The organism is Streptomyces atriruber (assembly GCF_001418325.1).
In the GTDB taxonomy this organism is placed as follows: Bacteria; Actinomycetota; Actinomycetes; order Streptomycetales; family Streptomycetaceae; genus Streptomyces; species Streptomyces atriruber.
This window is the reverse complement of sequence record NZ_LIPN01000668.1, coordinates 1-2,199: the sequence shown is the minus strand read 5'-3', so window position 1 is coordinate 2,199 and position 2,199 is coordinate 1. Positions and strand designations below refer to the sequence as shown.

The window sequence follows — 2,199 nt, the reverse complement described above, 5'->3', positions numbered from 1 at the left end:
CGACGGCGAGCGCGGCGCCCGAGAGGAGCGGCGCGACCACCCGGTGCCACAGCGGCTCGGTCAGCTCGGGGCGGCGCGCGAAGTACGCGACGACCGACGCCGAGGTGGCGAACAGCAGCAGGATCACGCCGAGCGCGCCGAGGTTGGTCAGCCAGGTGAAGACGTCGGCCACGGGGTCCCGTCCGGCCAGGGCGAAGACCCCGATGACCGCGGCGGTGATCGCGGTCTGCAGGAGCGAGCCGCGGTGCGGCGAGGCGTGCCGCGGATGCAGCACCCCGAGCCCGCGCGGCAGGACGCCTTCCCTGCCGAGCGAACGCACGTACCGCGCCACGGCGTTGTGGAAGGAGAGCAGCGCCGCGAGCAGGCTGGTGATCAGGAAGAGCTGCGCGAAGTCGGAGAAGGCCGTACCGAGACTGGAGTCGCTGAGCGAGAACATCATCAGCGGCCCCTGTTCGGCCGCGACCCGGGTCGCCCGGCTCGTCCCCGCGCCGCTCACCATGGCCCACGCGGTGGCCGCGTAGAAGACGCCGATGAGTCCGACGGCGATGTACGTGGCCCGCGCCACCGTCCGCCGCGGATCCCGGCACTCCTCGCTGTACAGGGCGGCCGACTCGAACCCCATGTACGCGGCGAACACGCAGCACAGCGCGACGCCGAGCGAGCCGTCCGTGGCGGCGCCCCAGGTGAGCGGCGTGGTCGAGACGCCCTCCGGGGCGTGCGTGAACTGACCGATGTCGAAGACGAGCACCGTGCCGAACTCCAGGACGAGCAGCACGGCGAGGACCCGCACGCCCACGTCGACGCGCCGGTAGCCGAGCGCCCCGACGAGCGCCGTGCACGCGAGCACGAGGACCCACCAGGGGATCGCCACCCCGGTCCGGGCGTCGATGAACTCGGCGGTGGTGGCGCCGAAGAGGCCCGCGATGCCGATCTGCATCGCGTTGTACGAGAGCAGCGCGACGAAGGCCGCGCCGACGCCCGGAGTGCGGCCGAGGCCCCGGGCGGTGTAGGCGTAGAAGGCCCCGGCGCCGGTGATGTGCCGGCTCATCGCCGCGTATCCGGCGCTGAACAGCCCGAGGACGACGGCGATCAGGAGGTAGAGCAGCGGGATTCCGAGGACTCCCGTGACGCCCAGGGACTGCGGGACGCCGCCCGCGGCGACGGTGAGCGGCGCGGACGCGGCCACGACGACGAAGACGATGCCCGCGACGCCGATGCGGCGCTCCGGGGCGACGGTGGTGGGGAGGGGTGGTGCGAGCGAGGCTGAGCCTTGGTGGTCGAGAGCCATGCCGGGACTCCGGGGAGAGGAGGGCGCATCCATGCGGGACGCGTTATCGTTTGAGCCCGTACGAAGTCGAATGGCGCCGATGGTACGGACGCCCCGGTGCCCGGGCAAGAGGCCTCAAGAGGTCTTGGGACACTGAAGACCCGACCCACTGCCGACGAGCCTCAGCAGCACCCCACCATCCCCTCGCCACCACTCCACCGGAACAGGGAGACACACGGACGTGACGGGCAACCGCTCCATCCGCGACACCGAGAAGGCGGTCAGGGCCAAGCTCGGCGGCACGCCCGTCGAGTACGAGCAGATGGCCGCCGTGTCGAACATCTACCGCGCGGCCGCGGCCGTCCGTCAGCACTTCGAGAACTCCGTCCTGCGCGGCGCCGAACTGACGTGGACGTCGTTCGTCGTGCTCTACGTCGTCTGGATCTGGGGCGAGATGGAGACCCGGTACGTCGCCGAGGAGGCCGGCATCTCCAAGGGCACGCTGACGGGCGTCGCCCGCACGCTCATGGGCCGCGGCCTGATCGAGCGCCGCGGCCACCCCGACGACGGCAGACTCGTCCTGCTCCGCCTCACGGACGAGGGCGAGCGCCTGATGGGCGAGGTCTTCCCCGCCTTCAACGCCGAAGAGGCCTTCGTCACCGAGGGGTTGACGGACGCGGAGTGCGAGACGCTGGCGGATCTGCTGCGCAAGATCGTCGTACGGACGGAGGAGAAGGGCGACGACCGCAGGCAGGACCTCCTGAACGGCGCGGCTCCGACCCCCCGCCGCAGCGGCCGCAAGACCAAGCCCGTCGGCTGACGCACGGCCCGGCGGCCGAGGGCGGGGCGCGGGTGCCGGGCCGTACGCTCACCCGGCCGCGGCCCCCACTCCCGCCGCCCGTTCCCCGGCCGCCCGCACCAACCCCCCGAAC

The 2,199-nt window shown here is 72.5% G+C and carries 2 protein-coding genes; one reads left to right on the top strand and one right to left on the bottom strand.

The features are described 5' to 3' along the window. Positions 1–1,288, bottom strand: a 1,288-nt coding sequence (locus AOK03_RS39895; RefSeq protein WP_055570205.1) for an APC family permease, incomplete at its 3' end; no start/stop codon positions are given. 220 nt (positions 1,289–1,508) lie between these two features. Between AOK03_RS39895 and AOK03_RS39890 the strand changes: the two genes are divergently transcribed. Then, the gene (locus AOK03_RS39890) at positions 1,509–2,087 is read left to right on the top strand and encodes a MarR family winged helix-turn-helix transcriptional regulator (RefSeq protein ID WP_055570204.1); all 579 of its coding nucleotides are present in this window, start codon (positions 1,509–1,511) and stop codon (positions 2,085–2,087) included. Positions 2,088–2,199 lie beyond the last annotated feature (112 nt).